The 24,679-nt window shown below is 72.1% G+C and carries 28 protein-coding genes; 9 read left to right on the forward strand and 19 right to left on the reverse strand.

All coding sequences use genetic code 11. From position 1 onward, the window contains the following. Positions 1-79: 79 nt before the first annotated feature. On the reverse strand, positions 80-970 hold the full coding sequence (locus ACZ47G_RS17530; RefSeq protein WP_465743559.1) for an alpha/beta fold hydrolase: 891 nt from the start codon (positions 968-970) through the stop codon (positions 80-82). Between the two features lie 55 nt (positions 971-1,025). Between ACZ47G_RS17530 and ACZ47G_RS17535 the strand changes: the two genes are divergently transcribed. After that, positions 1,026-1,631 (forward strand): TetR/AcrR family transcriptional regulator, encoded by a 606-nt coding sequence (locus ACZ47G_RS17535; RefSeq protein ID WP_465743561.1) that lies wholly within the window; start codon positions 1,026-1,028, stop codon positions 1,629-1,631. Positions 1,632-1,736: 105 nt separating this feature from the next. Then, entirely contained in the window at positions 1,737-3,611 is a 1,875-nt protein-coding gene (locus ACZ47G_RS17540; RefSeq protein ID WP_465743563.1) for an RICIN domain-containing protein, read from the forward strand. A 133-nt stretch (positions 3,612-3,744) separates the two neighbouring features. Here the strand turns inward: ACZ47G_RS17540 and ACZ47G_RS17545 are convergent, their stop codons facing one another. Then, the gene (locus ACZ47G_RS17545; protein WP_465743565.1) at positions 3,745-5,418 is read right to left on the reverse strand and encodes a serine/threonine-protein kinase; all 1,674 of its coding nucleotides are present in this window, start codon (positions 5,416-5,418) and stop codon (positions 3,745-3,747) included. 237 nt (positions 5,419-5,655) lie between these two features. On the opposite strand from ACZ47G_RS17545, the gene ACZ47G_RS17550 reads away from it, so the two are divergent. Next, positions 5,656-6,723: a fatty acid desaturase family protein gene (locus ACZ47G_RS17550; RefSeq protein WP_465743567.1), complete on the forward strand. Its 1,068-nt coding sequence runs from the start codon at positions 5,656-5,658 to the stop codon at positions 6,721-6,723. A 593-nt stretch (positions 6,724-7,316) separates the two neighbouring features. Here the strand turns inward: ACZ47G_RS17550 and ACZ47G_RS17555 are convergent. The 9 genes from ACZ47G_RS17555 to ACZ47G_RS17595 form a co-directional block, all read right to left on the reverse strand. Next, positions 7,317-8,486 carry a methyltransferase domain-containing protein gene (locus ACZ47G_RS17555; protein WP_465743569.1) on the reverse strand — a complete coding sequence of 390 codons (1,170 nt, stop codon included), beginning with the start codon at positions 8,484-8,486 and terminating at the stop codon, positions 7,317-7,319. Between the two features lie 52 nt (positions 8,487-8,538). Then, complete coding sequence (locus ACZ47G_RS17560; protein WP_465743571.1) at positions 8,539-9,102, reverse strand: hypothetical protein; 564 nt, start codon at positions 9,100-9,102, stop codon at positions 8,539-8,541. A 62-nt stretch (positions 9,103-9,164) separates the two neighbouring features. Then, a complete protein-coding gene (locus tag ACZ47G_RS17565) occupies positions 9,165-9,386 on the reverse strand; it encodes a hypothetical protein (RefSeq protein WP_465743573.1) in 222 nt (73 codons plus the stop codon). Between the two features lie 105 nt (positions 9,387-9,491). Beyond that, positions 9,492-10,340 carry a helix-turn-helix domain-containing protein gene (locus tag ACZ47G_RS17570; protein WP_465743575.1) on the reverse strand — a complete coding sequence of 283 codons (849 nt, stop codon included), beginning with the start codon at positions 10,338-10,340 and terminating at the stop codon, positions 9,492-9,494. Positions 10,341-10,356: 16 nt separating this feature from the next. Then, positions 10,357-10,875 (reverse strand): DUF6879 family protein, encoded by a 519-nt coding sequence (locus tag ACZ47G_RS17575; RefSeq protein WP_465743577.1) that lies wholly within the window; start codon positions 10,873-10,875, stop codon positions 10,357-10,359. Then, positions 10,856-11,125 carry a hypothetical protein gene (locus tag ACZ47G_RS17580; RefSeq protein WP_465743579.1) on the reverse strand — a complete coding sequence of 90 codons (270 nt, stop codon included), beginning with the start codon at positions 11,123-11,125 and terminating at the stop codon, positions 10,856-10,858. The genes ACZ47G_RS17575 and ACZ47G_RS17580 overlap by 20 nt, the downstream gene beginning before the upstream one ends. A gap of 241 nt (positions 11,126-11,366) precedes the next feature. Next, positions 11,367-12,095: a carbon-nitrogen hydrolase family protein gene (locus ACZ47G_RS17585; RefSeq protein ID WP_465743581.1), complete on the reverse strand. Its 729-nt coding sequence runs from the start codon at positions 12,093-12,095 to the stop codon at positions 11,367-11,369. A gap of 69 nt (positions 12,096-12,164) precedes the next feature. Beyond that, positions 12,165-12,356, reverse strand: a complete 192-nt coding sequence (locus ACZ47G_RS17590; RefSeq protein ID WP_465743583.1) for a DUF397 domain-containing protein — start codon at positions 12,354-12,356, stop codon at positions 12,165-12,167. Further along, entirely contained in the window at positions 12,349-13,236 is an 888-nt protein-coding gene (locus ACZ47G_RS17595) for a helix-turn-helix domain-containing protein (RefSeq protein ID WP_465743585.1), read from the reverse strand. The genes ACZ47G_RS17590 and ACZ47G_RS17595 overlap by 8 nt, the downstream gene beginning before the upstream one ends. Positions 13,237-13,445: 209 nt before the next feature. On the opposite strand from ACZ47G_RS17595, the gene ACZ47G_RS17600 reads away from it, so the two are divergent. Next, the gene (locus ACZ47G_RS17600; protein WP_465743587.1) at positions 13,446-13,808 is read left to right on the forward strand and encodes an ATP-binding protein; all 363 of its coding nucleotides are present in this window, start codon (positions 13,446-13,448) and stop codon (positions 13,806-13,808) included. Further along, entirely contained in the window at positions 13,808-14,098 is a 291-nt protein-coding gene (locus ACZ47G_RS17605; RefSeq protein WP_465743589.1) for a hypothetical protein, read from the forward strand. The genes ACZ47G_RS17600 and ACZ47G_RS17605 overlap by 1 nt, the downstream gene beginning before the upstream one ends. A 192-nt stretch (positions 14,099-14,290) precedes the next feature. On the opposite strand, the gene ACZ47G_RS17610 is transcribed toward ACZ47G_RS17605, so the two are convergent. Further along, complete coding sequence (locus ACZ47G_RS17610) at positions 14,291-14,659, reverse strand: nuclear transport factor 2 family protein (protein ID WP_465743591.1); 369 nt, start codon at positions 14,657-14,659, stop codon at positions 14,291-14,293. Between the two features lie 211 nt (positions 14,660-14,870). Between ACZ47G_RS17610 and ACZ47G_RS17615 the strand changes: the two genes are divergently transcribed. Together ACZ47G_RS17615 and ACZ47G_RS17620 are read left to right on the forward strand one after the other, a co-directional pair. After that, positions 14,871-15,782 carry a DUF2382 domain-containing protein gene (locus ACZ47G_RS17615; protein WP_465743593.1) on the forward strand — a complete coding sequence of 304 codons (912 nt, stop codon included), beginning with the start codon at positions 14,871-14,873 and terminating at the stop codon, positions 15,780-15,782. Positions 15,783-15,872: 90 nt separating this feature from the next. Then, the gene (locus tag ACZ47G_RS17620) at positions 15,873-16,748 is read left to right on the forward strand and encodes a LysR family transcriptional regulator (protein ID WP_465743595.1); all 876 of its coding nucleotides are present in this window, start codon (positions 15,873-15,875) and stop codon (positions 16,746-16,748) included. Between the two features lie 142 nt (positions 16,749-16,890). Here ACZ47G_RS17620 and ACZ47G_RS17625 read toward each other — a convergent pair whose 3' ends face one another. Next, the gene (locus tag ACZ47G_RS17625; RefSeq protein WP_465743597.1) at positions 16,891-17,478 is read right to left on the reverse strand and encodes a TIGR03086 family metal-binding protein; all 588 of its coding nucleotides are present in this window, start codon (positions 17,476-17,478) and stop codon (positions 16,891-16,893) included. A 65-nt stretch (positions 17,479-17,543) separates the two neighbouring features. Between ACZ47G_RS17625 and ACZ47G_RS17630 the strand changes: the two genes are divergently transcribed. Continuing rightward, positions 17,544-18,386 (forward strand): AraC family transcriptional regulator, encoded by an 843-nt coding sequence (locus ACZ47G_RS17630; protein ID WP_465743599.1) that lies wholly within the window; start codon positions 17,544-17,546, stop codon positions 18,384-18,386. On the opposite strand, the gene ACZ47G_RS17635 is transcribed toward ACZ47G_RS17630, so the two are convergent. From ACZ47G_RS17635 to ACZ47G_RS17655, 5 genes are all read right to left on the reverse strand, one after another. Beyond that, positions 18,376-19,059, reverse strand: a complete 684-nt coding sequence (locus ACZ47G_RS17635; RefSeq protein ID WP_465743601.1) for a VC0807 family protein — start codon at positions 19,057-19,059, stop codon at positions 18,376-18,378. The two genes, ACZ47G_RS17630 and ACZ47G_RS17635, sit on opposite strands and share 11 nt — an antisense overlap. A gap of 196 nt (positions 19,060-19,255) precedes the next feature. Next, the gene (locus tag ACZ47G_RS17640; protein WP_465743603.1) at positions 19,256-20,242 is read right to left on the reverse strand and encodes an ABC transporter substrate-binding protein; all 987 of its coding nucleotides are present in this window, start codon (positions 20,240-20,242) and stop codon (positions 19,256-19,258) included. A 122-nt stretch (positions 20,243-20,364) separates the two neighbouring features. Further along, positions 20,365-21,189, reverse strand: a complete 825-nt coding sequence (locus ACZ47G_RS17645; RefSeq protein WP_465743605.1) for an ABC transporter ATP-binding protein — start codon at positions 21,187-21,189, stop codon at positions 20,365-20,367. Continuing rightward, the gene (locus tag ACZ47G_RS17650) at positions 21,186-22,235 is read right to left on the reverse strand and encodes a FecCD family ABC transporter permease (protein WP_465743607.1); all 1,050 of its coding nucleotides are present in this window, start codon (positions 22,233-22,235) and stop codon (positions 21,186-21,188) included. The genes ACZ47G_RS17645 and ACZ47G_RS17650 overlap by 4 nt, the downstream gene beginning before the upstream one ends. Continuing rightward, positions 22,232-23,263 carry a FecCD family ABC transporter permease gene (locus ACZ47G_RS17655; RefSeq protein WP_465743609.1) on the reverse strand — a complete coding sequence of 344 codons (1,032 nt, stop codon included), beginning with the start codon at positions 23,261-23,263 and terminating at the stop codon, positions 22,232-22,234. The genes ACZ47G_RS17650 and ACZ47G_RS17655 overlap by 4 nt, the downstream gene beginning before the upstream one ends. Before the next feature lie 99 nt (positions 23,264-23,362). On the opposite strand from ACZ47G_RS17655, the gene ACZ47G_RS17660 reads away from it, so the two are divergent. Next, positions 23,363-23,989: an HAD family hydrolase gene (locus tag ACZ47G_RS17660; RefSeq protein ID WP_465743611.1), complete on the forward strand. Its 627-nt coding sequence runs from the start codon at positions 23,363-23,365 to the stop codon at positions 23,987-23,989. 22 nt (positions 23,990-24,011) lie between these two features. On the opposite strand, the gene ACZ47G_RS17665 is transcribed toward ACZ47G_RS17660, so the two are convergent. Continuing rightward, a complete protein-coding gene (locus ACZ47G_RS17665; RefSeq protein ID WP_465743613.1) occupies positions 24,012-24,251 on the reverse strand; it encodes a hypothetical protein in 240 nt (79 codons plus the stop codon). Between the last annotated feature and the right edge of the window lie 428 nt (positions 24,252-24,679).

Genomic DNA, 24,679 nt, shown 5'->3' on the forward strand with positions numbered 1-24,679 from the left:
GTGAGGGCGCCGCCGAGGACGAGCCGGTCAACTGACCTGGGGCGGAGCCATGGTGAGGATACCGCCGAGGACGGGATGGTCAACTGACCTGGGACGACGCCATGGTGAGAATACCGTCGAGGACGGCCGCCTGGTCGTCGGTGGTCAGCGAGTGCCCGGCGCCGGGGACGATCGCGACCCGGGCCGCCGGGGTGAGCCGGTGCAGCCGTTCGGTGACGGCCCGGGCGTCGTGCAGGGCGCTGTGCTCGCCGAGCAGGAAGAGCGCGGGGGCGCTGAGCCGGGCGAGTTCGGCGTCGTCGAGGGTGAGGGCCGGCGGCAGTCGGCGGCGGAAGCCGGTGGAGGCGCGCATCAGGGTCATCAGTTCGGCCTCCAGGAGGGCGCTGTTGGAGACCGCCTGGGCCAGCCGGGGGCGGAGCGCGCGCGGGGCCAGGGCGGCGAGGCCGCCGAGGATGAGCCAGGTGTAGAAGCGTCGGCCGATGTCGGCGAGGCCCGCCGGGTCGACGAGGGTGAGGGTGGCGGTCCGGCCGGGGTGGCGGAGCTGGTGGTGGAGGGCGATCCAGCCGCCGTAGGAGCAGCCGACCAGGTGGGCGGTGGGGACGTCGAGGGCGGTGAGGAGTTCCTCCAGCCAGTCGGCGGCGTCGTGGCCGTCCCGGATCGGGGCGGTCTGCACGCTGGCGCCGGGTTCGCCGACGGTGTCCACGGCGATGACCGGGTGGTGTGCGGCGAGGCGTTCGACGTACGCGTGCCACATCAGGGCGTTGCCGCCGGAGCCGGGGAGCAGCACGACCGGCTGCCCGTGGGCGGGGCCGGTGCGCTGGGTGGGTCCGGTGCGCTGGACGCGGGTGGTGCCGAAGCCGGTGGGGACGTCGAGCGCGGTGCGCGGGCCGGGCCAGAGCTGGGCCAGGGCGCGCTCGTACGCGGTGCGGAAGCGGGCTTCGGCCTTGCCGTTCGTGAACTCGCTGATTCGCATGGTACATGTGTATCACAGGCATGATACGGGTGTACCAAGAGAGGGAGGTCGAACTGTGGCCGAGAAGGTCGACCACGAGGCGCGCCGGCGACAGATCGCCGAGGCCCTGCTGCGGATCGCGGACACCGAGGGCCTGCAGTCGGCCAGCATGCGGGCGGTCGCCACCGAGGCGGGCGTCTCGCTGCGCCTCGTCCAGTACTACTTCACGACCAAGCAGGGCCTGCTGCTGGACGCCCTCGCCCGGCTCGGCACCCAGCTCCGGGCCCGGATGGAACGCTGGATCGGCGAGGCCCGCGCCCCCCGCGAGGTGGTCACGGCGATCCTCTCCTGCATCCTGCCGACGGACCCGGAGAGCCGCCGGATCACCCGCACGTACGCGGCGTACTACGCCCTGGTGCTCAGCGACCCCGAGGTGCTGGAGCAGCAGGCCGCCCAGCCGCCCGTCGTCCTGGAGGGCTTCCTGGTCAAGCAGCTGCGCGCGGCCCAGCAGGCCGGCGGGATCGCGCCGGAGCGGGACGTCGAGATGGCCGCCGCCGGGCTGCTGGCGATGGTCAACGGGCTCGGCTCCAGCGTCCTCGGCGGCCAGCGCACCGGCGAGCAGGCGCAGGCGGTCCTCGACCACCACCTGGACGAGCTGTTCACGGCGCCGCGCCGCGCCTGAAAAGACTTTTTCGATCCGCGGCAACCTGTCCGGGGGCGGTGGCAACTGGGGGGTGTCCGGACAGGCGGTCCGGTCGGAGACAACGCCCGGAAAGAGAGCATCCACATGTTCCCTCGCCCTTCCACGTCGCCGGAGGCGTCGCCCGGCGCCCGGCGGCAGACGCATCGCCGCCGTCGCCTGTACCAGCGCCGGAGCCTCTGGGCGGCCGTCGGCCTGGCGATCGTGGGCGGCTCCGTGGCCGTGGTCAACACGGCCTCCGCGGGGACCGTGGACACCAACGCCTGGTACGTCCTGGTCAACCGCAGCACCGGCGAGGCGATGGACGCCTACGGCTTCTCAACCGCCGACGGTGCTCCGATGGTGCAGTGGTCCCGTACCGACGGGGCCAACCAGCAGTGGAAGTTCGTCGACTCGGGTGACGGGAACTACCGGCTGCAGAACCGGAACTCCGGCAAGGTGCTGGACGACTACAACTGGTCGAAGAGCGAAGGCGCCGAGCTGGTGCAGTGGCACGACCTCAACGGTGCCAACCAGCAGTTCCACCTGGAGAACTCCTCGGACGGCTACGTGCGTCTGGTCAACCGGTTCAACGGCAAGGCCGTCGAGGTCCCGGGCGGCTACAAGGGCGACGGGAACCACCTCGCCCAGTTCCACGACTGGAACGGGCCCCAGCAGCAGTGGAAGCTCGTGCCGGTGAGTGCCGCCGGGGCCTCCGGCGGTAGTGCCACACCCACCCCGCAGGGCGGGGGCGCCCCGGCGGGCGGCTCCGGCAGCAGTGCCACGCCCGCCGAGCCCGCCCCGCAGGGCGGCGGCGCTCCGACCGGCCAGGCCCCGGGCGGCACCCGCCCGACGTCGGCGCCGCCGGCGTCCCCCGCCGCTCCGGCAGCCGGTGGCGGCAACTCGGCGAAGAGCATCATGGGCAGCAGCACGGTGCTCATCGGCGGCTCGATGGAGGACTCCTCGGCGAACGCCGCGCCGTTCGACGTGCGGTACAACTACGTGCACAGCCAGCCCGCGCCCTCGTCGGACTACTACACGGCGGCCCACTGCCAGGACGCGTGGTCGGGCTGGTGGGGCTGCTGGACCGGCAGCACCACGGCGCCCGGCACGTACGTGACCTACCGGGACGCCAACGCGGCCAAGGCCACCTACCAGGGCAAGCCGCGCCCGCAGAAGCAGCTCTGGACCTGGTACTCGCTGCGCGACCTCGGCGACGCGGCGGGCCAGGGCGACGGCCCGGGCGAGGTCCAGGCCATCAACCGGGCCGACCTGCTCACCCGGTACCTGAACGACTACCGCTTCTTCCTCCAGAAGATCGGCAACTCGCAGGACATGATCGACATCGAGCCCGACTTCTGGGGCTACGTCCGCTCGCTCGGCAATCCGCACCAGGTCGCCGCGCAGGTCACGGCCGCGAACCCGACGGACTGCGGATCGCAGGAGAACAGCGCCTCCGGCCTGGCCCAGTGCATGATCGCGATGGCGCACAAGTACGCGCCGAAGACCGGCGTGGGACTGCACCTGTCCTGCTTCGACTGGCAGCAGAACACCCCGCAGTGCGCCAAGGACTACGCGGACCTCGGGGCGAAGAACGCCGACTTCCTGGTCACCGACGTGACGGACCGCGACGCGGGCTGGTACGCGCTGCCCGCCCACGGCAGCAAGGACACCTACTGGAACGACCAGAAGGGCTTCGCCGCGCTCGGGTTCTACAGGACGATGGCCGAGTCGGTGGGCAAGCCGGTGGTCCTGTGGCAGGTCCCCCTGGGCAACATGGCGCAGAACAACACCCCCGGCCACTACAAGGACGACAAGGTCGACTGGTTCTTCTCGCACCTGGACCAGGTGGCGAGCGCACACGTCGGCGCCCTCCTGTTCGGCGCCGGCTGGCAGGAGCAGACCACGCCCGAGACCGACGGCGGGAACCTGATCAACAAGACGATCGCGTACCGCAACTCGGGCGGCACGCCGCTCAAGTAGTCGACCGGCCGGAGAAGCGCATCGACCACCCGGGCCCCGACGGCCGCTTCCTGACCGTCGCGGCCCCGGGCAGTCCGGTGGAGATCATCCTCTGGCCGGCGCGGCCCCGTCCACCGGCCGGCCAAGACGCTCCCTAGCGGGCCAGGCTCCGGTACAGGCCGTTCGCCCACTGCTCGGTGAACCCGCAGAGCTGGCTGGAGTCGGAGCCCTTGGGGGACTGCATCAGGGCCGAGGCGTAGCCGCCGTTGTCCGTGGGCCACTCGACGCGGCAGTAGACGATGCCGTTGTTGCTGGGCTTGGCGTCGACGTACTCCTGCCCGGTCACGGCGTCCGCGATTCGAACCGGTTGCGCGCCCGGCTGGACGCTGTAGGGGCCCCGGTACGTCTGCGCGCTGGCGAAGTCGTACGGGAGCTGGGCGTTGGCGTCGGTCCACCAGTCGCACCGGCGGCGTTCGGGCCTGATGTCCTCGGCACCGTGATGGGTGAGCCGGAGCTTGGCGGCGACGTCGGAGGGGACGTTGCAGGGGGTCGGGAGGTCCGGCAGGCCGGTAGGCGAGCTCTGCGACGGGCTCTGGGAAGGGCTGCCTGACGGCGGCGCGGAGAGGGCGACTCCGGCCCCGGTCGCGGACTGCTCGGTCTTGCCGTCCTCGGGCCGCGAGGCCACCAACAGAGCGATCGCCCCGGCGATCACGGCGACCACGACGACCGCGACCGTGATCGCCAGGTAGGGCGGCGACGCCGAGGCCTCCGACGGTGACGTCGCCTCAAGGTCCTCTTCCCAGTCCTCGACGGGCGTCGTCGCCTCAAGGTCCTGTTCCCAGTCGTCGTCGTCGTCGACGGGCGGGGCCGGGGCCGGGGTCGCGGAGGGGGCCGGGGCCCGGGTCGCGGTCGGGGTCGGGAGCGGGGTCGCGGAGGGGGCCGGGGCCGGGGTCGGGGTCGCGGTCGGGGCTGGGAGCGCATGGTCGAGGGCGGTGGGCCGGTCCGGGACGGACCCGTCGAGCATCGCCAACGCCTGCGCGGTGCCGGGCCGTTGGTCCGGTTCCTTGGCCAGCAGGGCGAGGATCAGCGGGGCCAGCCGGCCGGCCCTGCGGGGCGGCGCGGGCGGGTCGAACAGGATGGCGGTGAGCGAGGCCGTCGCCGAGTCCCGGCGGAACGGCGAGACGCCCTCGACCGCCTGGTACAGGGTGACGCCGAGCGAGAACAGGTCGGAGGCGGCCTGCCCGTCCACGCCGCGCGCCCGCTCGGGGGCGATGTACTCGATCGAGCCGACGAACGCCCCGGTTGCGGTGAGCGTCGAGTCGGCCTCGTGGACGGCGATCCCGAAGTCGGCGAGCAGGACGTCGCCGTCGTCGGCCAGCATGACGTTGGCGGGCTTGACGTCCCGGTGCACCACCCCGGCCGCGTGGGCGGCGGCGAGGGCCGCCAGCAGGGCGCGGGCGACCACGGCCGCCCGCTCGACCGGCAGCGGCCCGTCCGCGGCCAGCCGGTCGCCGAGCGAGCCGCCCGACACCAGCTGCATCACCATCCACGGCATGCCGTCCTCGACCAGCACGTCGTGGACGGCCACCACGTGCGGCCGGTCGCGCAGCCGGGCGGCGTTGCGCGCCTCGCGCTCGGCCCGGGCCAGCCGCTCGGCCCGCTCGCCGTCGGAGGTCGAGGGCGGCAGCCACAGTTGCTTGACGGCCACGTCGATGCCCAGGGTCTCGTCGTGCGCCTGCCAGACCCGGCCGAAGCCGCCGGCCCCCAACTGCCGCACGAGCCGGTAGCGCCCGCCGACCAGCCGACCCGGTATCGCTTCTTCGGTCACGGCCCCGCCCCGCTCTCGATCGCCCCCGGCGCCCCCGATGTCGCCGACGCCTCCGGCACCCCTGAGGCCGCCGTGAGCCGACAGTACGGGCACGGCTTCCGGTGGATCAACCGTCGGCGGGCAGCGCCTCCGTCATCCGGGCCTGCCGGCGCCCCTCCCGTTGCGGGGGTTAACACCCGTACGGCGAGGGGTGCTTGCCCCGTTCTGCCGGTCGGTCCGGCGCACCAGACTCGGGGCATGCCCACACAGCCCGTGACGATGACCGAGGCCGCGCCCGCCCCCGCGCCGCCCGCCCCGCAACCGGAGGGCGGCGGCAGCGACTTCGCCCAGCTGAGCCGCCGGATCGCCGCCGAGGGTCTGCTCGACCGCCGCCCCGGCTACTACGCCGTCCGCATCGCGCTGGTGCTCGCCGCGTTCCTCGACGGCTGGTGGGCCCTGTTCGCGATCGGCGACACCTGGTGGCAGCTTGCCCTGGCGGCCGTGATGTCCGTGGTCTTCGCCCAGGTCGCGCTGCTGTCGCACGACCTGGCCCACCGCCAGGTGTTCAGTCGGCGGGCTCCCAGCGAGATCGGCGGGCGGATCGCCGCCAACCTGCTGATGGGCATGAGCTACGGCTGGTGGATGAACAAGCACACCCGCCACCACGCCAACCCCAACCACGAGGAACGCGACCCGGACGTCTCGCCCGACCTCGTCGTGTGGTCCCAGCGGCAGGCCCGGCAGGCGAGCGGCCTCGCCCGATTCATCGGCCGCCGGCAGGCGTACCTGTTCTTCCCGCTGCTCCTGCTGGAGGGCCTCAACCTCAGCTTCAACAGCTTCCGCGCGCTGCGCAGCCCCGCGGTGAAGCGCCCGGTGCTGGAGGGCGTGCTTCTGGTCGCGCACTTCGCGGCCTACTTCGGCCTGGTCCTGGCTGCTCTGCCGCTCGGCAAGGCGATCGCCTTCATCGCCGTGCACCAGGCGCTGCTGGGCGTCTACCTGGGCTGCGTCTTCGCCCCGAACCACAAGGGCATGCTGATGGTGACCCCGGGGATGCGGCTGGACTTCCTGCGCCGCCAGGTGCTCACCTCGCGCAACGTCCGCGGCGGGCCGGTCCTCGACGCGGTGATGGGCGGCCTCAACTACCAGGTGGAGCACCACCTGTTCCCCAGCATGCCGACCCCCGCGCTCGGCCGGGCCGCCCGGATCACCCGGGAGTTCTGCGCCGAGAAGGACATCCCGTACTACGAGGTCGGCCTGCTCCGCTCGTACCGGGAGATCCTCACCCACCTGCACCGGACGGGCGAGCCGATCCGCTCCGGCGGCTGAGGGGCGCTCGGGCCCGTACGACGCGATGCGCGGGAACGCGCGGGAATGCGCAGGAAGTCGACCCCGCCGACTTCCTGCGCATCGAGGCTGCCCACGGGCCCGCTCGGGGCGGGCCCGTGGGCAGCGTCCCTCATCCCTTGCCGGTCGGGCCCGGGAGGGTATCGAGGCCGAGGGGAAGCTGCGGCGGGAGGCCGTCCTTGCCCGCAGTCAGGGTGTCCGGCATGGTGGCCGCGGTGCAGAAGGCCGCTGATGGCCAGCTCACCGGCCGGGCACTTCCCGCTCCGCACCGTGGCCTCCTGCCCCGGTTGGAGGGTGATGTAGTTCCCCACCGCGTGGAGCTCGATCGGCTCGGCGGAGATCCGGGCGGGGCCGGCCTGCCCCGCGAAGGCGATTCCCGATCCGACGGCGAGCGCCGCCACGACCGACACGGCGATGGCACGACTGCGTTTCACGAAGACCTCCCGTACGGCTGATGCGTCGCGAGGCTCCGTCACCGTTCGGGAGGCCTTCCACCCACCGGGTCACTCCGAGGCCGCAAGAGGCAACGATTCACCGACACCCGTTCGAGTGAGGTCGGACGGGCCGCGCACCACTCACCCCACGGGGCTGTCGGGGTCGTCCAGCCACACCGCCTGGCCGTCCGGCGTGACGGTGAGCCCGAAGCGGTCGAAGCCCGGGCGGCCGTGGGCGTCCCACCAGTGCCAGGCGGCCTCCACCTCGGCCCAGAGGTGCCTGGGGCCGGACTGCACCACGGTGTAGGCGGTGCGGCCGGGCTCCCAGTCGACGGTGGCCCAGGAGGTGACGGCCGTGTCGTGCAGCCACAGGGTGTAGCTGCCGTCGGCGTACCGCTCGACCAGGGGGAAGGCGGCGGGCACCCGCACGCCGATCGCGAACATCACCAGCCAGCCGCCGAGTTGGTCCGGGGAGAGGGACGTCGAGGACTTCGCTCCGTCGGCCGGCCACGGGCCGGACAGGTACTCCAGGCTGCTCGGCCGGGCCGTGCGCTGAGGCCGCAGCCGCATGAAGGCGGACGAGCCGACGAACCGGCCGCTCGCCGTGCCGTCACCGCCGACGGTGAGCCGGGCGATCGCCTCCCCGCCGTACTCGGGCGCCCACGGCGCGACGATCACGGCGCCCGGCCGAGACTGTTCCACCCAGGCGTACGGGAGTTCGCGGACGGAGCAGGTGGCGATCACCCGGTCGAACTTCGCGCCGGTGCGGTGGCCGTCGGAGCCGTCGCCGACGACGCAGGTGGGGGTGAACCCGGCGCGGGTGAGCCGGAGTCGGGCGTCGGCCGAGACCTCCTGGTCGATGTCGACGGTGACGACTCGGTCGGAGCCGAGCCGGTGGGAGAGCAGGGCGGCGTTCCAGCCGGTGCCGGTGCCGACCTCCAGCGCCCGGTGGCCGTGGTCGGCGGAGAGGGCGGAGAGCATCGAGAACACCATGGTCGGCATGGAGTTGGAGGACGTGGGGATCGAGCCGCGCGTGAATCCGCTGTGCTCCCCGTCGTCCCACTGCGTGGTCAGCGGCACGTCGGAGTACACGGCTCGCCACCAGGCGCCCGGGTCGACGTGCCGGTTCACGGCCTCGCCCTGACGGACGCCGTCACCCTGCCCCGGCCAGATGAGGGAGGGGACGAACCAGTGACGCGGCACGGCGTGGTAGGACGCCAACCAGTCGGAGGTGAGGGACCCGTTCGCGATGAGCGCGGAGGCCAGCCGGGCCCGACCGGCCTCCGCTTCGTGGTTGGTGTTGGCCCGCATGGTTCCTCCTGGGTGAGATGAGCCCCCCGCCTTGCCATGGCGGGGGCTGGTTTCAGGGCTCGATCGACCGCGCGTAGACCCCGTTGCCGATCGGCCCGAACCCGTGGCGTTCCCAGGCCCGCCGGAGCTTGGCCATGGCTTCCTGGTCGGGCTTCCGGACTTCGGGATCCTCGGAGGTGAAGCTGCACCATTCATCCGGGCCGTGGTCGTGGATCGGGGCCGGGTAGCAGACAGCGACGGCTCCCGGCACCGCCAGGCGGCGAAGCGCGGTGATGGCCAGGCCCATCCCCAGACCGGTGCCGCGCCACTTCGCCTTGACCTCCACCGACTCCAACAGGAGCAGCAGGGTGGGGTGCAGCTCGGCCACAGACGCGGCCACCTCTCCCGCCTCGGTGAAGATCACACGCGGGATGCGGTCCAACAACCCGGGGTCCAGCTCCAGCGCTTCGCGCGGGTTCGGGGTCGCACCGGGGATCACGCGAGTGATCTCCGCTGTACCGACGCGCTCACTGGGCAGATAGAACGTCACCGACCAGCGCTCAGCCTTGCGCGCCCAGTTGACCTCGGCGAAGTGTCGCATCTCGTACGAGATCGCGAACTGCTCCATGGGGGCCATGCCTGACTCCTGTCTCCGATCGGGCGGGCCCCTCCGTCCAACGGAGGGGCCCGCGTCGGGCGCTACTGGGGCGGCGGGGCGGGGGGCGTCGGCTCCGGGGCCGGGTTGCCACGGTGCTTCGGCGGGTCCTTCGGTGCGCCCTTGTGTTTCATGCGGATATCGTTCAGCGTTCCCTCCTTCTGCTCGTCGAGGGCGGTGTGGGTGGCGGCGACGTTCGGCGGCATGGGGCCGGGCGGCAGCTCAGGAGGCTTCTCGGGCGGATCGAGGGTCATCGTCTGCGACATGGCCTCGGCTCCTGTCTCCAGATCTGATCTGTACTCAGAACGGTAGGGAGCGCGCCCAGTAGGCGGCCACGAAGTTCTACGGGATTCCACGCGGGGTCGTCGCGATCACCCGAGTGTGTCAGCGGCAGCGGTGATCAATTTCCGTGCGGCTGCACCGTGAACCGCCAGGTCCGCCAGCTCGGCGAACGTCTCGGCATACATCGTGACCTCGCTCGGCTGGGTGATTGTGAGGTACCCCGAGATCAACTCGACGTTGACCTGTGCCGCATCGAAGATCCAAAATCCTTCGGCCGGCCAGCGTGCTCGATCGGCCGCCATGGGTACAACTCCGAGGCTCATATTGGGAAGTGACCCGACTGTCGTCAGATGGTGGAGTTGGTCCCGCATCACGCCATTTCCGCCGATGCCGCAGCGCAGGACGGACTCCTCGATCAGGAACGCGAATCGCCGATCACCCTCGAAGAGCACGCGTTGGCGCCCTATGCGCACGGCGACAGCAGCCTGTACGTCGTCCACCAAGCCCCTGCGCTGTTGGATCGCTCGGAGCGCAGCCGCTGTGTACCCGGGCGTCTGGATCAACCCGGGCACCAGCCATGACGAGTAGGAACGGAATCGGTATGTGCGCTCGTACAGCGGACGCCGAGCCTCCTGGGCCTGCCTCAGCCCGGACCGCTCCATCCGCCGCCACTCCACGAACATGCCCGCCACGGCCCGCAATGTGGCGACCAGGTCGGCCGCCCGCTCCGGCACACCACACGCCCGGCACCAGAGCCGGATGTCGTCCTCTGACGGGGGTGTGTGGGCGTTCAGCAGGCGGCTGACCTTGGACGGGTACCAGCCACAGGCCGCAGCCAGGTCCCGTCCGTTGAGCCCGGCATCCCGCTGTATCTCGCGGAGCCGGTCCGCGAGGCCCTGCCGGGCGCGCTGGACGCTCGAAGATGCCGAATCGGCCATGCGGTTCAGTTGCCGATCAGCCGGGGCGGTACTCCGCGTGTGGGACGGCCCGTTCCCAGGCGGCCTCGTAGGCCGACAGGTACCGGGCAGCCAGCTCGGCGTCCTCCCGAACCTCCATCTTGGCGTCCGCCCACTGACCATCCCCGGTGAAGTGGTGCAGGATCACGACTCGGCCGTCCATGACCCAGCCGTCCAGACCGGGAAGCAGCAGGTCACCTGTGCGGGAACGCGGCAGCCATCGGACCTCCTCACCGGCCGCGACGTTGGGGAACGTCACGTCGTACTCGTAGCGGATGTAGTCGGTGACCGGTTCGGAGACCACACGCAGGCGACGCATGGCGACGCCCCGGCCGGTCGCTTCGGTCACCACGTCCAGCCAGGACCGCCACCACGATTTCCGGTCGGCGGGGTCGAGCCGCTTGCCCTGCTGCCAGGCGACGAATTCCGGGTCGTCCAGCATGTAGCTGTCCCGCATCTCGAGGTGCACCGCAGAATGCTTGGCCTTCGCCAGCTGCTCACGAACCGCTGTCGCCACCGCTGTTGTCCTCGTTCTTGGGCCGGGGGATGAACTGAAGCATGTTCTCGGGGAGTCGGATCATGAACTCGTGATCCGGGATGTCTGTGGTGTGACCGGGGATCGAACCGACTTCCTGAGCGGCCAGAATGTCCGCCTCGCTGGCCTTGTACGACTGGATGAGCAGGTCCCCGGTTTCCGTGTCCCTCCAGATGGTCGGGGAGCCGTCGTCGGGCGTGTTCGGGTAGATCCCCAGGAACTCCAGCGCCATGTCGTCCTCCGATGTCGACCAGGTTTCCCGCGGTTCCAAGGATGCGCCCGGAGCGTGGTCCTGTCAGCCGTATCGCGTTCTGACGTTGCGTCAATCAAGCGCGGACGTATGGCCTTAAGGGAGCGACGGTCTGCTGCCGGCTGGGCGGATGGCAACGGGTGCGGAGCGTATGCGAGGCCCCGGCCGCCCAGTTCGATGGGCGGCCAGGGCCAGTGTGCTCGGGCGGTCGGCTGTGGTTGCCCTAGGCGTTCTGTCCCGTGAGGTTGGTGATGTCGGCGATGGCGACGGTGGTGGTGCGGTCGTCGGCCTCGGCGAGGGGGGTGCCGTCCGGGGCCCAGAGGGCGGCGGCGCCGCAGCCGGTCCAGGGGCCGGAGGGGCCGACGTGGTTGGCGAGGACGACGTGCATGCCGGTGGCCTTGGCGATACCCGGGTAGACGGTGGCGCGCTCGTGGATGCCGTTGCCGGTGCCGTAGAGGGAGCTGGCGAGGTGGACGTGGCAGCCGTCGGCGCCGCCCCGGCCGGTGAGGTCGGGGAAGTGGTTGTCGAAGCAGGTGGCGAGGGCGAAGCGGAGGCCGTTGAAGGAGAAGCGGCCGTCCTGGTCGCCCGCGGTGAAGATGCCCTGCTCGTGCTCGTAGAGGTGCTGCTTGAGGTAGGTGGTGAGGAGTTCGCCGTCGGGGCCGTAGACGTACGTGCCGATGGCGGGCCGGGGGCCGTCGGTGGGGATGGCGCAGTTGACGACGGTGGCGATGCCGGTGGCCCGGAGTGGGGTGAGGCGGGGGTCGTCGGGGGTGACCCAGAGGGTGGGGTCGGCGGCGAGGGCGTCGAGTTCGTAGCCGGTGAGGGCGAACTCGGGGGAGACGATCAGCTCGGCGCCCTGGGAGCGGGCCTGCTCGGCGAGGCCGACGAGCTGCCGGACGTTGGCCGGGATGTCGGCGGGGGTGCAGGACAGCTGGGCGGCGGCGATCTTCATGGTGGACAGGATGGGGGAGGGGCGGAGCAGGAAGTCGGCGGGGTCGACTTCCTGCTCCGGAGCGGTGGGTCAGGCGTGGTGGTCGAACTCGCCGGCCTTGATGCCGTGGAGCAGGGCGGCGAGGGCGGCCGGGGTGGTGCGGAGGATGGTGTGGCCTTCGTCGGACTCACGGAGTTCGACTGCCCCGCTGGCCGCACGCACCTCCACGCATTCGCTGGATGCCCCGCTGTAGCTGGACTTCTGCCAAACGGAGTCACGCATACTTGCCTCGCATTTCATCCCCAACAGACTGGATGAACTCCCGCGAATCGGCCTCGGAGAGGGCGGCGGAGTTCAGGTGCTCGAAGACGCTCCGGTGGCGGATCAGGCTGCTCTGGGCGTCAAAGAACATGATTCCCGCGACAGTATCCATCTGCAGTGTGGCAAGTTCAGGCACGGGGCCTTCGATGAACATGATGTTCTCGCCGCAGCCAGGGAAGGTGTCCAGGTCGAAGGGCACTACGCGGACTGAGATTCTGCCGGCCAGTGAGTCATCGATGAGATGGTCGAGCTGATCGGCGAGGATCCGAGGACCCCCGAACTGCATTCGCAGCGCCGCTTCGTGGATGAAGGAGATGTAGGGAACTTCGCTCTCCCTGACAGCTGCCTTTCGCTGCATGCGGAAGGCGGTCCTGGCCTCAAGGTCATGGCTTGGAATGAAGGGAGCGAAGCGGGAGAACACCGCAGCCGCGTAGGCCTCGGTCTGCTGGAGCCCAGGGAGATACGTCGTAGCCCATGTTGAGATGCCGTGTGCGTTCGCCTCAAGCTCTGCGATCTCCAGGTAGTCAGTGGAAAGGGCCCCTCGATACTCCTCCCACCAACCCTTTCTGCGCTCCGAGACCATGTCGGCCAGTGCATCGATCAGGGGTTGGTTATCGAACATGCAGACTGAGGCGATCGTCCGGAGCCGCTCAACGCTGATCCCGCCCTTCCCGCTCTCCATCTGCGTGATCTGCGCGGGGTGGATGCCGAGTTCGCGCGCCAGCTGACTGCCGCCGAGACCGGCCTGCTCCCGCATCCTCCGCAGCTCGGTTCCAATCCGCCGCTGGCGAAGTGTTGGGTTCGGTCGTAGGGCCATGGCGACCAGTCTGCCGTAGGCCATGAGGGCTGGGGTGCCACGATCGGGGGAACCTTCCGACTGCTGACTCAATTTTGAGCCCATGTGCGTTATGGTCGATGTCACAGCGATCCGACGGATCGTCAGTAATGCGCGTTGTCCGCGCCGCAGAGCAGCCATGCCCATTTGCCTGGCCTGGCTCACGGCGACGTTTCCGCCGGTTCTCCACCCCACACACGCCCGGGAGTTCTCCCATGCGTCACCTCAACACGCCCTCGCTCGCCCTCGGCCGCCAGTCCCTCCAGGACGCCATGCTCCGCCTCGGCTGGCCGCCCTCCGCCACCTTCGACGCCGAACTCGCCCTCGGTGAGCTGCTCGTGAACGCCTGGCGGCACGCCAACACCCCCGCCCCCGTCCTCCAGATCCTCGCGATCACCCCCGTCACCCTCCGCGTCTCCGTCTTCGACGAGAGCCCGGTGGTCCCCCAGTCCAACGCCCCCTCCCTCCTCTCCGAGTCGGGCCGGGGTCTCCAGCTGGTCGAGGGCCTCACCAACCGCTGGGGCGTCGAGCCGCAGAAGCGCGGCAAGGCCGTCTGGTTCGAGCTGGACGCCGCCTGATGACGACCCACCGCCGCCCCATGCTGCCCACCGATCCCCGGATCCGGGCCTATACCGAGGACCACATCCTCACCCTCCTCGCCGAACTCCACGAGCGCGGCCGGAAGTTCGGCCTGATCTTCCCCTCGGCCGCCACCGACACGACCCTCGACGGCCGCGTCCTGGTCTGCTTCAACACGGCCCCGGCGTCGACCCTCCTGAACCTCCTCACCCTCCTCCTCGACGTCGACCGCGACCGTGACCGTGATCGTGACCGCAACCGCGACCGCGAGCGCCCGTGCGGTTCCTGATCGCCGCCGCCTTCGCGACGCTCCTCGCCCTCGCGCTGGCCACCGTCGCCCTGGGCGTCGTCACCGCCCTCCGTGCGACCCCGCCGGAGCCCGACGAGGACGCCTGAGCGCGCACAGCCGAAGAGGGCCGCCACCGCCCCCCGGCGATCACGGCCCTCCGGTCCTGCTGCTGCCCGCCCCGCTCAGCCCTCCTCAAGCCTTCTTCTCGAAGCCCGCCAGCAGTCCGCGCGGGTCGAAGGTCACCCGGATCCGGGCGATCTTCCCGTTCTCCACGTGCATCCAGTTCGCCGTCGGCGCCGGCGGCGCAATGCTGGTGCGCAGCTCGAACCAGGTGATGACGTCATCCCCGTCCGCCACCCGCACGTTCACGTCGATCTTCTCCAGCACCTGTCCGAGCCCCCGCAGGCCACCCAGTGCCTCTTCGATGCCCGTTGCCGTGCCGAGAGCTCCGACGAAGTCGACATCCTCGGCCAGCAGGCCCCGGATGGTGTCGAAGTCGCCCGCCTCCCAGGCGGTGAAGTAGGTCTCGGCGAGCTCTCGCGCGTTCTTCGTCGTCGTCATGCCTCCATCCTTCCCCTCGCCGTTCCATCCGTCCAACATATGGATCAGATGCTTTCCATCACCGTCACTGATAGTGAAAGTGACGCAGTGTGGCAACTGGGAGGGCAGAGGTCTGAAACATCACGTTGAGTGAATGTCAGTTCGACACGTTTCGGCCACATCGAGCCGGTAAGGCTCAAAACAGCTGGAGCGTGAAGGAGGCGTGAAATCGATGATCACCGAACAGCAGGCCCGTTCCATGTTGAACCACCCCGTGGACGACGCGGAGGGCAACCGCATCGGCAAGGCGGATCACATGTTCCTCTCCGACGCCACCGGTAGGCCGGAGTGGGTCAGCATCAAGACCGGATGGTTCGGAGCCAGTGAGTCGTTCGTCCCGATCCGCGAAGCCCGGGTCGTCGGCGACCACATCCGGGTCCCGTACCTGAAGGACAAGGTCAAGGACGCGCCGATGGTGTCCGTGGAGGACGGGCACCTGCCCGCGCGGGAGGAGCACCGCCTCTCCCGGTACTACGGCCTCTCCGACGGTGACGGCTGGAAGGCCGGCGGCCAGTCCGGCCAGTCCGGCAGGACCCGCGCCGGTGACGGCACCCCGCTGGCCGCCGCGGCCGCCGCTCCCACCGCCGCGACGCCCACCACCCCCCGGGCCGGTGCCCGCCGCGGCCAGGCCGACGACGCGATGACCCGCTCCGAGGAGCGGATGCAGGTCGGCGTGGAGCGGTACGAGACCGGCCAGGCCAAGCTGCACAAGTACGTCGTGACCGAGGAGGAGCAGCAGACCGTTCCGGTGCGGCATGAGGAGGTCCGCGTCGAGCACGAGCCCATCACCGAGGCCAACCGGGCCGCCGCGTTGTCCGGCGAACCCATCGGGGAGGCCGAGCACGAGGTCGTCCTGCACGCGGAGCGGCCGGTCGTCCACACCGAGGCCGTCCCGGTCGAGCGCGTACGGCTGGTGACCGAGGAGCACGTCGAGCAGGAGACCGTCAGCGGCCGGGTGCGCAAGGAACGCATCGAGGCCGAGCTGCCCGGCGACGGGACGCAGCGGGCGCAGGGCAAGGACATCACGCAGGGCAAGGACATCACGCAGGGCAAGGACATCAAGGGCGGCAACCGCCCTCGGTGACGGCCTGCCCGTCGACCGACGGATGCCCCGGGCGCCCGCCCGGGGCATCCGTCCTGCCGATGGCACGCCCGTCGCATATCGTCACCGTTCATGGAGATGCACCAGCTGCGCTACTTCGCCGCCGTCGTCGACGAGGGGTCCTTCACGGCCGCAGCGGCCCGCCTGCACGTCAGCCAGTCCGGCGTCAGCACCCAGGTCGCCAAGCTGGAGCGCGAGTTGGGCCAGCCGCTGCTCGACCGCTCCGGCCGCCGGGTGCAGCTCACCCCGGCGGGCGAGGCGATCCTCCCGCTCGCCAAGAACGCCCTGGCCACCCTGGACGCCATCCAGCACACCGCCGCCGAGTTCGCCGAAGCCGTACGCGGCCGGGTGCGGCTCGGCATGATCATGGGCTGCTCGATCCCGCCGTTCCTGGACACCGTCGCCGACCTCGGCCGCTCCCACCCGGGCATCGAACTGAGCCTGCACGAAGGGCACTCCGACCTGCTCCAGTCCCAGGTCCTGGCGGGCGCCCTCGACCTGGCGCTGATCGGCTACGCGGGCGAGGTGACCACCGGGCTGGAGGTCGGCGTGGTCGTCGACGACCCGATCGCCGCCGTCGTCCCCCTGGGCCACCCCCTCGACCGCGCCGAACTGAACCTCTCCGACCTGCGCGGCGAGAAGATCCTCTGCCTCTCCCCGGGTACCGGACTCCGCGCCGCCTATGACCGCTCCTGTGCGCAGTTGGGCCTCGACCCGCGCGTGGACATCGAGGCCAGCTCCCCGGTGGCGGTGCTCCGCCTGGCCGAGCGCGGCGCCGGGGTCGCCGTGCTCAGCGCCTCCTCCGTGGAGGGCGCCGGCCTGCGGGCCGTCCCGCTCGCCGACGCCGGTACCAACGCCCGGCTCGGCCTGGTCGCCCGCCGCGACCAGCACTCCCCGGCCGTCCGCCTCCTCCACGCCAAGCTCACGGCGGCCATGCGGCCCGCCTGACGGGCACGCGGCGGACGCCTGGCGGGTGGGCGAACGCATGGTGGGCGAGCGCACGGTGGGCGGACACATGGCGGGCGGGCGCATGGCGGGCAGGCATGCGCCGGACCGACGGGCGGGCCGACTCCCCGTGAGTGCGGGCCGGTCAGGCCTTCCAGTGCGGGTCACGCCCCGAGGCCGCCAGCGCGCGCTCCCACACCGAGGCGTCCTCCGGCACCGCGACCGCCGCCGCGAAACCCCCGTACTGCTGGAACAGTTCGGCGTTCTCCGCCACGATCTCGCCCACCAGCAGGGCGAGTTCCTCGTCCACCTCGATCTGCTGCCCGACCGCCCGGGCGACGTCCCAGCCGTGCAGCAGCAGCTCCAGGACCAGCATCCGGGCGATCCCCACCGCCGGGAACGGCGACCCGCCCAGGTCGACGTCCCCCTCCCAGGCGGCGGGCTCGCCCCAGGCCGCCACCGCCCGCTCCAACTGGGCCGCGTACGCCGGGCGCCAGTCCGCGTCGGCGGTGAAGTCCCGCTCGACCAGTGCCGCGGGCAGCTCGGTGCGCCGGGCCCGGTGCTCCAGGCCGTGCGAGGTGTACAGGACCCAGTGGTTGATCAGCGCCCGGGTGTCGAACTCCCCGCAGGGGGTCGGCGCGTCCAGCGGCACCTCGGCCGGGACGCCGGCGGCGACAGCGGAAGCGGCAGCGGCGGCACGGGCGAGTAGGGGGTGCAGGGGGTGAGCGTTCATGCCGCCATCCTGCGCCGGGCCGCGCCGCCCGGTCTTGAAGAAACGCGACGACTAGCCTGGCCGCCATGGACGACCCGGACCCCGCCCCCGCCCCGGACCCAGCCCTCGACACCACCCCCGCCCCCGACCCCTGCCGCGGCGTGCTCCACCCGGCCCGGGCCGCCGAACTGATCAGCGTGGAACGGCTCGCGCCCGCGCCCGCCGTGGCGCGCTTCGTGGAGTTCTACTGGCTGGTCCGCTGGGACCTGACCGGCCGCCCGCCGTACGAGCAGAAGGTGCTCGCCCACCCCAACGTCCACCTGGTCTTCGAGGCCCCGGGGCCCCGGATCTACGGGGTGGACCGCTCGCTCTTCGTCCGCCGGCTCGAAGGCGCCGGGCACGTGCTGGGCGTGAAGTTCCGCCCGGGCGCCTTCCGCCCCTTCGCGGGGCACCCGGTGAGCACCCTGGCCGACCGGTCCGTCCCCGCCGCCGACTACTTCGGCCCCGGGGTGGACGAAGCCAACGCCCTGGTCCTGGACGGGCCGAGCACCGAGCGGGCCGACGCCTTCCTGCTGCCCCGGCTGCCCGCCCCCGACCCGGTCGCCGAGGAGGTCGCCGCGATGGTCGAGCGGATCACCGGCTCCCCGCACCTCTGCCGGGTGGACGACCTGGCCCGCGAGCTGGGCCTGACCGTCCGCCGCCTCCAGCGGCTGTTCGCCGAGTACGTCGGCGCCTCCCCGAAGTGGGTGCTGCGCCGCGCCCGCCTCCATGAGGCCTCCGAACGCGCCGCACGAGAAGGGGAGTTGGACCTGGCCGCGCTCGCCGTCGAACTCGGCTACGCCGACCAGGCCCATCTCACCCGGGACTTCACCGCGGCGGTCGGCATCTCCCCGGCCCGCTACGCGAGTTCACGCTGGATCAGGCAGTAGCGGCCTCGGCGGCGGCGGCCCGGCCACGGGCACTGGCCCGCCGGGCGTACGTCATCGTCCAGAACACCAGGCCGCCGAGCACCGCGTACGGCAGGACGCTGTTGATCGTGACCACCGCGCCGTGCGAGAGCGTGTAGACGAACACGATCCGCAGCGCGGCCTCCAGGATGAACGCGATGCCCCACACGATGGTCAAGTTGCGCTGGACGAGCCGGAAACCCGGGTACTGCCACATCGAGTTCCACCAGGCGATCATCCCCGGGGTGCCGTCGGTGGCGAACTTGCGGCCGAAGTAGAACATGATCGGCTTCGGCGCGGCCAGCGAACCGAGGTAGAGCACGCCGAGCAGGCCGGAGACGAAGGAGTCCTTGGCCAGCAGCATCTTCGGGTCGGTCGGGCCGACCAGCGAGACGACCAGGGTCAGCGCGACGAAGACCAGCGAGACGACGGCGAACTCGTCGATCCGGCGGTGCCAGGCCAGGTAGATCACGGTGTCGAGCACCGGCCCGAGGCCGGACAGCAGGATCGCGGTGGAGTCGCTGTAGCCGTGGTCGTGCAGCTGGTTGTAGATCATGATCGGCGCGACCACGTTGAAGGCGATGCTGATCAGCCAGCCGAACGCGGCGGCCTTTCCCTTGCGGGCTGGAGCGGTCGGAGCTACCGCGGTCGACATGGTGGATCCCCCGGGACGTGTGTGAAAGTGGCGGCCCATTGTGGCGGATGGGATCGACGCCTGCCCAGGTCAGTTCGGCCACGTCCCTGCGGCGGGCACGTCCCTCCGACAGTCGTGCCCTCCTGCGGGCACGTCCCTCCGGTGGCCACGCGCCTCCGGCGGGCACGCGCCCCCGGCAGTCACGCCCCTCCGGCGGCTACGCCCCGAGGAAGCGCTGCAGCTGGTCCAGCATGAAGTTGGCGCCGGTGTACCCGATCCCCTGGAACCACAGCTGGTCGTCCACCGGGAACGCCCGGTGCGCCTTGACCGCGCCGAGCGCCTGCCACCCCGGGCTCGCCAGCGCCGCCTCCGCGCCCGAGCCGGCCGGACTGCCGTACGTCGCGTACAGCAGCAGGTCGCCGTCCGCCTTGCCGAGCTGGTCCAGCGGGATCTCGAAGTCCGACTGGTCGACGTTCTGCGCGTCCGGCCGGCCCACCTCGGCGTCGGCGAGCACGATCCCGGGGAAGCTCTGCCGCCCGAACAGCCGGATCCCGCCGCCCTCCGTGAAGCGCACCAGGCTCACCCGGCTCCCCGACAGCTTCGCCGCCGACAGCGCCCCCGCCACCTGCCCGGCGTGCTTCTGGTACGCGGTGACGAAGGCCGCCCCGGCCGCCACCCGGCTCAACGCCTGGGCGTGCAGCTGGAAGTCCGCCTTCCACGGCGCCCCGGTGGTCTGGGTGAGCACGGTCGGGGCGATCTCCCGCAGCTGGTCGTAGCGGTCGCCGTCGCGGGCCTGGTTGGAGAGGATCAGGTCCGGCCGCAGCGCCCGCACGGAAGCGAGGTCGGGCGCGCCGGCCGGGCCGACCAACCGGATGCCCGAGGTGCGGGAGGCCGGCCAGTACTCGGGGAAGCGGGAGTCGGCGGCCGGGAGCGCGGCGCCGACCGGGGTGATGCCCAGGGTCAGCGCGGAGTCCAGCACGTCGGTGTCCAGCACGACCACCCGCAGCGGCTCGCCCGGCACCTGCACCGGCCCGGTCGCGGCGTTCACCGTCACCGGCGGCAGCGGGGCGGGGGAGGGCGAGCCGCTGGCCTCGAAGCCGTCCGGGGTCGGCGGCTGCCCGCCGCCGGAGCGGGAGCCGGTGCACGCCGTGAGCGCGGCCCCGCCGAGGCCGGCGAGGAAGGTACGGCGGGCGATCCGGGGCATCGGCGGGTCCTCGGCGGTGGGCGGCGGGGGCCCGTCGATTATGTCCGAAATCGAACCTAAAAGGCCGTTAAGCGCCTACTCGGTGCCTACTCGGTGCCTGCTTGGCGCCTACTGGACGCCCACTAGGCACCCACGGCTTCGGCGGTTTCGGCCGGTGCCTGCCACGGCGCGCCCGGCACGACCAGGGGAGTGCCCGTCACCGGGTCCGGCACCACCACCGAGTCCAGCCCGAACACCTCCCGCACCAGCTCCGCCGTCACCACCTCCCCGGGCGGGCCCTCGGCGACCACCCGGCCGTCCCGCATCGCCACCAGGTGGTCCGCGTACCGGGCGGCCTGGTTGAGGTCGTGCAGCACCGCGACGACCGTCCGGCCGCGCTCGACGTTCAGCCGCCGGACCAGGTCCAGCACCTCCACCTGGTGCGCGATGTCCAGGTAGGTGGTCGGCTCGTCCAGCAGCAGGATGTCGGTGCCCTGGGCGAGCGCCATCGCGATCCAGGCCCGCTGGCGCTGGCCGCCCGACAGCTCGTCCACGCTGCGCTCGGCCAGCTCCGCCGTCGAGGTGCGCTCCAGCGCCTCGGCGACGGCCGCCTCGTCCTCCGCCGACCACTGCTGCCACCAGCTCTGGTGCGGCTGGCGGCCGCGCGAGACCAGGTCCGCCACCGAGATGCCCTCCGGCGCGGTCGGCGACTGCGGCAGCAGGCCGAGCCGCTGGGCGATCCGCTTGGTCGGGATCCGGGCCAGCTCCTCGCCGTCCAGCAGCACCGCTCCGCGCACCGGCTTCAGCAGCCGGCCGAGGGCCCGCAGCAGCGTCGACTTGCCGCAGGCGTTCGGGCCGACGATCACCGTCACCCGGCCGTCCGGGATGCCGACGTCCAGGCCCTCGACGACCGTGCGCGCCTCGTAGGCCAGGGTGAGGCCCCGGGCCTCCAAGCGGTGTGCGGTCATCGGGAGCCTCCACGGCGGGATCGGATCAACAGCCACATCAGGTACGGCGCGCCGACCATGCCGGTCACCACGCCCACCGGCAGCTCGGTCGGGGCGAGCAGGCGCCGGGCGAGCAGATCGGCCAGCACCACCACCAGCGCGCCGGTCAGCGCCGAGCACAGCAGCGGCACCTGCGCCGACCTCGCCAGTCGCAGCGCGATCTGCGGGGCCATCAGCGCCACGAAGTCCACCGGCCCGGCGGCGCCCGCCGCACAGGAGGCCAGCACGATGCCCAGCAGGGCCATGCCGAGGCGGATCCGGTCCAGCCGCAGCCCGAGGCCGACGGCGGTCGCGTCGTCGAAGGAGATCGACCGCTGGGCGCGCGCCGCCCACAGCGCCACCGGCAGGGCCGCCAGCAGCACCCAGGCCAGCCAGTCGGCCTGGTCGAAGCCGGCGCCGTTCAGACTGCCGGTCATCCACACCTTCGCGGCCTGCGCCTGGAAGCCGTCGCCCTTGGTGAGGAACACCGAGGTCAGCGAGGACAGCGCCACGCTGATGCCGATCCCGATCAGCACGAACCGCTGGGCGTGCAGCCCCCGCCGCCAGGCCAGCGCGTACACCAGCAGCCCGGCCGCCAGCCCGCCGCCGACCGCCGCGTACGGCGCCTGCCCGGTCGAGCCGACCACCCCGTACGCCATCAGCCCGACCACCGTCACGGTCGCGCCCCAGGTCACGCCCACCACGTCGGGGCTGGCCAGCGGATTGCGGGCGACCGTCTGGACCAGCGCCCCGGCCAGCCCGAGCGCCGCCCCGACCAGCAGCCCGACCACGACGCGCGGCAGCCGGAACTCCCCGACCACCAACTCGTCCGGACTCGGCTGCCCCAGCACCACCTTGACGACCTCGCCCGGCGAGACGGTCGACTCGCCCAGGCACAGCGAGGCCACCACCGTCGCCGCCAGCACCACCGCCAGGCCGACGGCGGCGAGCGCCGAACGCCGGTGCAGCAGGAACGAGGCCCGCCCCGCCCGCACCACGGAGTACCCCCGCAGGGACACCGTCGTCACGCCGCCACCACCTTCCGCCGGCGCACCAGGGCCACCAGCACCGGCACCCCCACCAGGGCCGTCATCACGCCCGCCGGCACCTCCGACGGCGGGAACAGCACCCGCCCCAGGGTGTCGGCGAGCAGCAGCAGGGCCGGGCCGAGGACGGCCGAGAAGGCCAGGATCCAGCGGTGGTCCGCCCCGGCCACCGCGCGGGCGGCGTGCGGCACGGCGAGGCCGATGAAGGCGATCGGGCCGGCCGCCGCGACCGCCGAGCCGGTCAGGACGGTGGCGCCGAGCGCGCCGACCGCCCGGACCAGGCCGGTCTTCGCGCCCAGCCCCTTCGCGGTGTCCTCGCCCAGCGCCAGCGCGTCCAGCCCGCGCGCCACCGCCACCACCAGCACGGTGCCGACGGCCAGGAACGGCAGCAGCTGCCAGGCGACGTCCGCCGTCCGGCCGGAGAGCGAGCCGACGTGCCAGAACCGGAACTGGTCCATGGTGGCCGCGTCGGTGGTCAGCACCAGGGTGTTCAGCGAGGCGATGAAGGCGGACATCGCCGAGCCGGCCAGCGCCAGCTTGATCGGCGTGGCCCCGCCCCGGCCGCGCCCGGCCAGGCCGTACACCAGCACGGTGGCGATCACGGCGCCCGCGAAGCCGAACCAGACGTACCCGGTGAGGGTGGAGACCCCGAACCCGGAGATGGCGACCACCACGCCCGCCGCCGCGCCCTGCGAGACGCCGAGGATGCCCGGGTCGGCGATCGGATTGCGGGTCAGGCCCTGCATGACGGCCCCGGCCAGCCCGAGCGCCGCGCCGACGGCCAGTCCGACGACCGTCCGCGGCAGCCGCAGCTCGCGGATCACCACGGCGTCGGCGGAGTCGCCGCCGTGCAGCAGCGCGTCGACCGTCCCGGACAGCGGCACGGTCCGGCTGCCGACCGCCAGGCTCAGCAGCACCGCGACCGCCAGCACGGCCAGCGCGGCGGTGAGCCACAGTATTCGGTGACGGGGTGTCCGCCGCTTGCCCGGTGGTGCGGTGGTGTCGGTCATGAGCCCTCTCCGCGGAAACTCAGGTAAACCTAAGTTCCGCCTCGGAGGCGGGGCAAATCGCCGTGTCCCACCCGGGCGGGGGTTCGGTAGCCTGACGGCATGCCCGCCACCTCACCCGCCCCGCTCACCGTCGGCTTCGACCTCGACATGACGCTGCTGGACACCCGCCCCGGCATCCGCGCCACCTACCAGGCGCTCTCCGCCGAGACCGGCACCTACGTCGACGCCGACCTGGTGGTCACCCGGCTCGGCCCGCCGCTGCTGGACGAGATCAGCAACTGGTTCCCGGCGGACGAGGCCGAGCGGGCCGTCGCCCGCTACCGCGAGCTCTACCGCGACCACGCCTTCGCCCCGACCGTGGCACTGCCCGGCGCCCACGCCGCCGTCGAGGCGGTCCGCGCCCACGGCGGCCGGGTCGCCGTGATCACCGGCAAGTACGAGCCGAACGCCCGCCTCCACCTGGAGCACGCCGGGCTGCCCGCGGACGTCCTCGTCGGCGACCTCTGGGCGGAGACCAAGGGCGAGGCGCTGCGCGCGCACGGCGCGAGCATCTACGTCGGCGACCACCTCGGCGACATCGTGGGCGCCCGGCACGCGGAGGCCGTCGCGGTCGCCGTGGCCACCGGCCCGTACGGCGCCGACGAGCTGCGCGCCGCCGGCGCGGACGTGGTGCTCACCGACCTCACCGGCTTCCCGGAGTGGCTCGACCGGCACCTCGCGGGCTAGGACAGGACCCTTGAGTCCTGTCCTAGGACTCCCGGGGCTCCACCCGGGCGCGCTGGGCCCGGGCGTTCAGGAACAGCCCGGTCAGCGCGGCCAGGAACCCGGCCGGCATCAGCATGCTCAGCCAGTACATGGCCGTCGGCAGCGGCGTCAGGTGCAGGAACAGCGGCACGAAGGTGACCAGGGTGGCGAGCGCGCCGATGCCGAAGACCACCGTTCCGGCCTTGACGTACACGTCGCCGGGGTCGGCGCTCTGGCTGCTCACGTCCGTCACTCCCTGGGGCCGCGCCGGGCCACCCGGTCGGGGCCCGGTCCGCGCCCCCAGTCTGGCAGAGCGGCCGCGGCGGCGGCCCACCGGAGCGGCTCGGTCACGTTGCGCAGTTTCCCGGCAGCGATGCGTTTTGATCCCTGCTGAGCGGGGGTATGCACGGGTTGCCGAGGGGCGCTACAAGGGCGTCCCGTGTCCTCAGACCCGGGGGTGTGAGCCGATGGACTGCGCCGAACCGCGCCCCGGCCGTGCCAGTACCGGGTCGTCCGTGACCGCGAGATCCCCGCACTCCCGCCGGCCCCTCCGGCCCTCGGAACGCGGATCCATCGCGGAACGCTGATGAGGCAGTGACGGACCGTTAGTCTGCTCCTGACAACGCGCTGGCCCTGAGCGCCCACGGGCGCCGAGCCGAGGTCGGCCGTCTT

It is taken from the genome of Kitasatospora sp. NPDC030952 (assembly GCF_055571335.1).